The 5,983-nt window shown below is 74.6% G+C and carries 8 protein-coding genes; 5 read left to right on the forward strand and 3 right to left on the reverse strand.

The annotated features are described in order from the left end of the window. On the reverse strand, window positions 1–546 hold a 546-nt coding region (locus KIK08_RS36535; RefSeq protein ID WP_214407892.1), incomplete at its 3' end, for a LapA family protein. Between the two features lie 317 nt (window positions 547–863). Between KIK08_RS36535 and KIK08_RS36540 the strand changes: the two genes are divergently transcribed. Both KIK08_RS36540 and KIK08_RS36545 read left to right on the forward strand, forming a co-directional pair. Next, a complete protein-coding gene (locus tag KIK08_RS36540; RefSeq protein ID WP_214407893.1) occupies window positions 864–1,631 on the forward strand; it encodes an SDR family oxidoreductase in 768 nt (255 codons plus the stop codon). A gap of 64 nt (window positions 1,632–1,695) precedes the next feature. Further along, window positions 1,696–2,937, forward strand: a complete 1,242-nt coding sequence (locus tag KIK08_RS36545; RefSeq protein ID WP_214407894.1) for a DUF4032 domain-containing protein — start codon at window positions 1,696–1,698, stop codon at window positions 2,935–2,937. A gap of 45 nt (window positions 2,938–2,982) precedes the next feature. Here the strand turns inward: KIK08_RS36545 and KIK08_RS36550 are convergent, their stop codons facing one another. Further along, window positions 2,983–3,678, reverse strand: coding sequence for a zf-HC2 domain-containing protein (locus KIK08_RS36550; protein ID WP_214407895.1), 696 nt, complete (start codon window positions 3,676–3,678; stop codon window positions 2,983–2,985). Continuing rightward, entirely contained in the window at window positions 3,675–4,190 is a 516-nt protein-coding gene (locus KIK08_RS36555; RefSeq protein ID WP_308258121.1) for a sigma-70 family RNA polymerase sigma factor, read from the reverse strand. Before KIK08_RS36555 ends, KIK08_RS36550 begins: the two co-directional genes overlap by 4 nt. 79 nt (window positions 4,191–4,269) lie before the next feature. Here KIK08_RS36555 and KIK08_RS36560 point away from each other — a divergent pair, with 79 nt between their 5' ends. The 3 genes from KIK08_RS36560 to KIK08_RS42340 form a co-directional block, all read left to right on the forward strand. Next, complete coding sequence (locus tag KIK08_RS36560) at window positions 4,270–4,905, forward strand: hypothetical protein (RefSeq protein WP_214407897.1); 636 nt, start codon at window positions 4,270–4,272, stop codon at window positions 4,903–4,905. Then, window positions 4,902–5,633, forward strand: a complete 732-nt coding sequence (locus KIK08_RS36565; protein ID WP_308258122.1) for a DUF6529 family protein — start codon at window positions 4,902–4,904, stop codon at window positions 5,631–5,633. The genes KIK08_RS36560 and KIK08_RS36565 overlap by 4 nt, the downstream gene beginning before the upstream one ends. 184 nt (window positions 5,634–5,817) lie before the next feature. After that, window positions 5,818–5,983, forward strand: a 166-nt coding sequence (locus KIK08_RS42340; RefSeq protein ID WP_214407899.1) for a hypothetical protein, incomplete at its 3' end; no start/stop codon positions are given.

The raw sequence follows: 5,983 nt of genomic DNA on the forward strand, positions 1-5,983 counted from the left end.
GGCCTCGGCGGCCGGTGCCGGGGCGTCGGCGGCGGCGTCGGCGGCGGGGGTCGGCTCGGCGGCCGGGGCGCTCACCGTCTCGACCGGGGTGGCCTTGGCCGCGGTCCGCTTGGCCACGCCGTTGCGCGAGGCCTCGGCCGCGGGGGTGTCGGTGGCCGCGTCGGCCGCGGGCACGGCGGTGGCGGTCTCGGCGGTGGCCGGGGCGGTGCCGTTCGGCGAGGTGGTGACGGCCGGGGTGGCCTCCGACTCGACCGCGGCCGGGATCTTCTCGGTCGTGTCGACCTTCGCGGCGTCCGCACCCGTGACGGCCTCGTCCTTGGTGTCGTCCTTGCTGGCTGCCTTGGCGTCGGCCTCGGCGGTGGTCGCGACCGCGGGCTTCGGCGCCGCCTCGACGGTGTCGGTGCCGGTTTCGGTGCCGGTTTCGGTGCCGGTTTCGGTGCCGGTTTCGGTGCCGGAGGACTGGCGCTGGCGCAGCAACCCGAGCGCGAACCAGCCCACCAGGACGCCCACGGCGAACGCGATCAGAATCGAGAGCCAAGTCGGCATGGGGTGGTCCTCCAGGACGGATGTGCGGTGGGCCGGGGAGCGGACGTGCGTGCGGGTCGTCACCGTCCTGCGCCCAGGTCACGAGGGGGTGACGGGTCGGCCACGGGGCGTTCAGCGGTCGCCGGAGACCGGCGGATGGTAGTGCCGCGACGTCGTCGGGGGAGCGGTCGTGCGCCGATCGGACGCCCCGGCACGGTGAAGCGTGCGGGCGCGGTCGTGGCGCCGCGCACACCCGTCCGTCGTTCACCCCGCTCGGGCCGCGCCGGTGCGAGGATCGGCAGCCGGACCAGCCGACCTTCGACGACGAGGAGTGCTCGATGACCGCAGCCGAGAACCCGCAGCGCGTGGCGATCGTGACCGGGGCCGCGCGCGGCATCGGTGCCGCGACCGCCCAGCGGCTGGCCGCCGACGGGCTCGCGGTCGCCGTGCTCGACCTGGAGGAGTCGGCCACCAAGGCCACGGTCGCGGCCATCGAGTCGGCGGGTGGCCGGGCCGTCGGGGTGGGTGCCGACGTCGCCGACGCCGACCAGGTCGCGGCCGCCGTCGAGCGCGTCGTCGCCGAGTTGGGCGCGCCGACCGTCCTCATCAACAACGCCGGCGTGACGCGTGACAACCTGCTGTTCAAGATGACCGAGGCCGACTGGGACACCGTGATGGGCGTGCACCTGCGCGGGTCGTTCCTGATGAGCCGGGCCGTCCAGCAGCACATGGTGGCCGCGAAGTGGGGCCGCATCGTCAACCTCTCCAGCACCTCGGCGCTGGGCAACCGGGGCCAGGCGAACTACTCCACCGCGAAGGCGGGGCTGCAGGGGCTGACCAAGACGCTGGCGATCGAGCTGGGCAAGTTCGGGGTCACGGTGAACTGCATCGCGCCGGGGTTCATCGTCAGCGACATGACGCGCGCCACGGCCGAGCGCATCGGCCAGGACTGGGACACCTACCTGGCCGCGCGGGCGGCGCAGATCCCGGTCAACCGGGCCGGGCAGGTCGAGGACATCGCGCACACCGCGTCGTTCTTCGTCAGCGAGGGGGCGAGCTTCGTGTCCGGACAGGTGATCTACGTGGCCGGCGGTCCCCGAGCGTGACCACCCCCTTCTGAATCGGTCAAGGTGGCGGTAGGCTCCTCCCCGTCGACCGGGAGGAGCCGCCGTGCGCTTCATCTTCCGCCCGCCCGCGACCCAGGCCGCCGGGCTGCTGTCGTTGCCGTGGGACGTCCCGCTGGAGGACTGGCGCGGCGAGCACCTCCTGGAGGTCGCCCACCGCGGCATCTCCCGCCACGTCGTGCGGTTCGTCGAGGTCGACGGGCTGGTCTACGCGCTCAAGGAGATCGACGAGCGGCTGGCCCGCCGGGAGTACCGGCTGCTGGGCGAGCTCGAGTCGATGGGCATGCCCGCGGTCTCGGTGCTGGGTGCGTGCGTGGAACGGCCGAACGACCTGGACGCGATCCTGGTCACCCGGTTCCTGGAATACTCCATGTCCTACCGCTACGTCTTCTCCCACGGCCACACCAGCCGCCCGACCGACCAGCTCATCGACGCCATGGTCGAGCTGCTGGCCCGGCTGCACCTGGCCGGGCTGTTCTGGGGCGACTGCTCGCTGTCGAACACCCTGTTCCGCCCCGACGCCGGCCACATCGTGGCCTACCTGGTCGACGCCGAGACCGCCGAGCTGCACGAGCGCCTCAGCGACGGCCAGCGCCGCTTCGACATCGACTACGCCGCCGAGCGCGTCGGCGGGGAGCTGTTCGACCTGCAGTTCGGCGGCCTGCTGCCGGCCGACGTCGACCCGGTCCAGATCGCCGCGGAGCTCCCGCAGCGCTACGACGCGCTGTGGGACGAGCTGACCCGCGAGGAGCTGTTCCGCCCCGACGAGCAGCGCTACCGCGTCGCCGAGCGCCTCGACCGGCTCAACGAGCTGGGCTTCGATGTCGACGAGCTGGAGCTGGTGACCACCGCCGAGGGCGTGCGGCTGCGGGTGCACACCCAGGTCGCCGAGACCGGCCGCGACCGCCACCGCCTGTTCGTGCTGACCGGCCTGGAGGTGGGGGAGAAGCAGGCCCGCAGGCTGCTCAACGACGTGGTCAGCTACCGGGGCTACCTGGAGCAGCGCGAGGGCCGCCCGGTCTCGGAGACGGCGGCCGCGCACCGCTGGCGCTCGGAGGTCTACGACCGCGTGATGGCGATGGTCCCCGCCGAGCTGAAGGACCGGCTCGCCCCGGCCGAGGTGTTCCACGAGATCCTCGAACACCGGTGGTTCCTGTCCGAGGCGGCCGGCAAGGACGTCGGCACGACGGCGGCGGCGCGCTCGTACGTCTCGGGGATCCTGCCCCGCACACCGGCGACGATGACGATCCTGCCCGGCGCCGACGGCGTGCCCGGCGCGCCCTCCTGACCGCGGGCGCCGGTTGCCCTCCTCGTCGGCTTGCGCCGAACGGGGTCAGACGGTGGCGGTGACGAACTCGCGGCCTTCCTCGTTGCGCACCACCACGCCGGCCACGTCCTCGGGGGAGACGACGGCGGAGCCGTCGACAGTGGCGCCGGCCGGGTCGGCGCCGGTGAGCCAGCTGCCGGCGGACTCCTCGCTGCCGTCCTTGGCGACCACCACGAGCTCGCAGCTCTCGCCGGCGGGGATGCCGCTGACGTCGGCGGACACGCGCACCCAGCCGCGGGCGGGGGTGATCGTGGCGACCAGCCGGACGGGTCCGTCGCTGCCCTCCAGCACGCGGGTGCCGGGTGCGGGGGCGGTGGGGGCGGTCGTGGGGGCGGCGGTGGCGGTGGTCTCCGGGGCGGTGAGCCGGCCGATGGCCACCGCGCCGCCGGCCAGCCCGACGGCGGTGACCGCCGCGGCGACGCCGAGCGCGAGCCGGCTCCTGCCGCGCCGGCGGCGGGACTCGCCGCGCACGCGCCACAGCGCGCGCTGCAGGACGACGTCGGCGTCGGGGTGCGGGGGGCCGTCCAGGAACATCTCCGGCGGGACGCCGTCGAGCAGGTCGCTGGTGCGGCGCAGGTCGATCCACTCGCGGTGGCACTGGGGGCAGACGGCGATGTGGGCCTGGACCCGGTCGGCCTCCGGCCCCTCCAGCAGCCCGAGGGCGTGCGCCGCGACGTCGCCGGGATCGTGGCCGTTGGTCACGGCGGCACCCCCTCGCTCTGGTCGATCGCCCTGCGCAGGGCCCGCAACGCATAGTACGACCGCGACTTGACCGTGCCGGGCGGAACGCCGAGAGCGGTGGCGGCTTCACCCAGGCTGCGGCCCTGGAAGTAGAGCTGCTCCAGGACCCCTCGGTGGTCGTCCGAGAGGGTGTCCATGGCGGCACGCACGGTGACCGCCGTCGCGACCGAGTCGGCGTGGTCGCGCTCGACCGCCGGCTGCTCCGGCGACTCGGCGACCTCCATCGGCCGGGCCTGCTTGGCGCGCATGCGGTCGATCACCAGGTTGCGGACCACGGTGAGCAGCCAGCCCCGCGTCGAGCCCTTGCCGTTGGTCAGCACCTGCGGGTTGCGCCAGGCCCGGACCAGCGCCTCCTGCACGACGTCCTCGGCCGCGGCCCGCTCTCCCAGCAGCCGGGTCGCGTAGGCCAGCATCGCGCGCCCGTGCTCGGAGTACACGGCATGCACGAGTGCCTCGTCGCTCGTCCCCGCCACCCACGGAAACGTAGTGGGGGCCACTGAACCCGTCCGCCGCGGGATCCGTGTCGGGTGCATGACGAGAACCGCGCCGCTGATGACCCTCCTGGCTGTCGGCGTTCTGGGTGGCGCGCTCTTCGTGGCCAACACCGTCGGTTCACAGGAGTCGCCCGCTGCCGAGAACACCGCCGCGTCCTCGAACACCTCGGCCACCGCCCCGGAGGCGGCCCCGCCGGAGGCCGCCCCGCCGGCCGCCCCCGAGGGCGCCGCACCGCCGGCCGGGCGCGAGGTGGACCTGTCGGGCGTCGAGGTGGCCGGGGCCGGCGAGGACGCGGCCGACGACCCCACCGATGATGGCGCCGACGACGCCGACGCCCCGCCGGCCGAGGACGAGGCGGACGCCCCGGCCGAGGCCGAGGACGAGCCGAAGAGCACCTTCGCGGGGGAGTCGAGGGACGGCGCGCTGACCGTGGCCATCGCGGTCAACGGCAACGACGCGGCCGCCGTCGTCACCGACGGCGAGACGGAGTTCGCGCTGGACGGCACGGCCACCGCGAACGGCCTGTCCCTGCAGGACCGCACCGGCAAGGTCACGATGAACGGCGACAACCCCGGCGACGGCTTCACCGGCACCGTCACGCTCAACGGCCAGCGGGTCCGCTACACCGCCGAGCTGACCGGCACCGCCGGGCGCCCCGACGTGGCCGACGCCGCGGAGCGGGTGGGTCTGTGAGCACCGAGACCGGCGCGGACGCCACGACCGCCCTCGGGGCGGGCGCCGACCCGACCACGACGTTCGGGCCGGGCGCCGACGCGACCACCGCGCTCGGGGCCGGCCACGCCCAGCCCGGCGCGTGGACCGACGACCCGGACGCGGCCACCCAGCCGATCCCCCTCGTGCCCCGCCCCATGGGCGAGGCGGGCCCGGCCCGCCCGGCGCCGCGCGGGACGCTGCTGATCGCGCTCGCGCTCGGCATCGGGGTGAGCGTCGGGCTCGGCGCCTACAGCCGCTTCCACGAGGCCACCGGCACCGCGCTCAACCTCGCCGGCTTCTCCAGCGGGCTGGCCGCCAAGGCGTGGCTGGCCTCGCTGGCGTTCGTGTTCGCGCTGGTGCAACTGGTCTCGGCGCTGCGGATGTACGGCAAGCTCGGCAGCGGCGGAGCGGTGGCGGCCGCGCTGCACCGGTGGTCGGGCCGGTTGGCGGTGCTGGTCACCGTGCCCGTCGCCGTGCACTGCCTGTACGCGCTGGGCTTCCAGGACTTCGACACCCGGGTGCTGGTGCACTCGGCGGCGGGCTGCTTCTTCTACGGCGCCTTCGCCGCGAAGATGGTGCTGGTCAGCCGCGACGGCGCGCCGAAGTGGGCGCTGCCGGTGTTCGGCGGGCTGGTGTTCACCGTGCTGACCGCGATCTGGACGACCTCGTCGGTGTGGTTCTTCGGCACGTCCGGGCTGGTGTTCTGAGCCCACCTCTGCTGAGTCCACCCGATTCCGGCCACTGCCCCGGGACTTCACCGGATCCTGCTGCGGCGCATGGTCCACTCGAAGTGCTTCACCGTTCAACGCTTGGCCGTTCAACTGCATTGGCAGCGCGCGACCGACGCGTTCGACGACGCCTCCCCGAACCGACCTGGAAAGGGCACCCACCATGCCTGCCCCCTCCGACACCCTCTCCCGCCGCTCCGTGCTGGCCGGGGCCTGCGTGACCTGCGCGGCCGCGGTCGCCGGCTGCGCCACTTACGGGCCGCCCGTCGCCCCGGCTCCCGCGCCGGCCCCGGCTCCCGCCCCCGCCGCCCCCGGTGCCGCCCCCGCCG

The organism is Pseudonocardia lacus (assembly GCF_018531445.1).
In the GTDB taxonomy this organism is placed as follows: domain Bacteria; phylum Actinomycetota; class Actinomycetes; order Mycobacteriales; family Pseudonocardiaceae; genus Pseudonocardia; species Pseudonocardia lacus.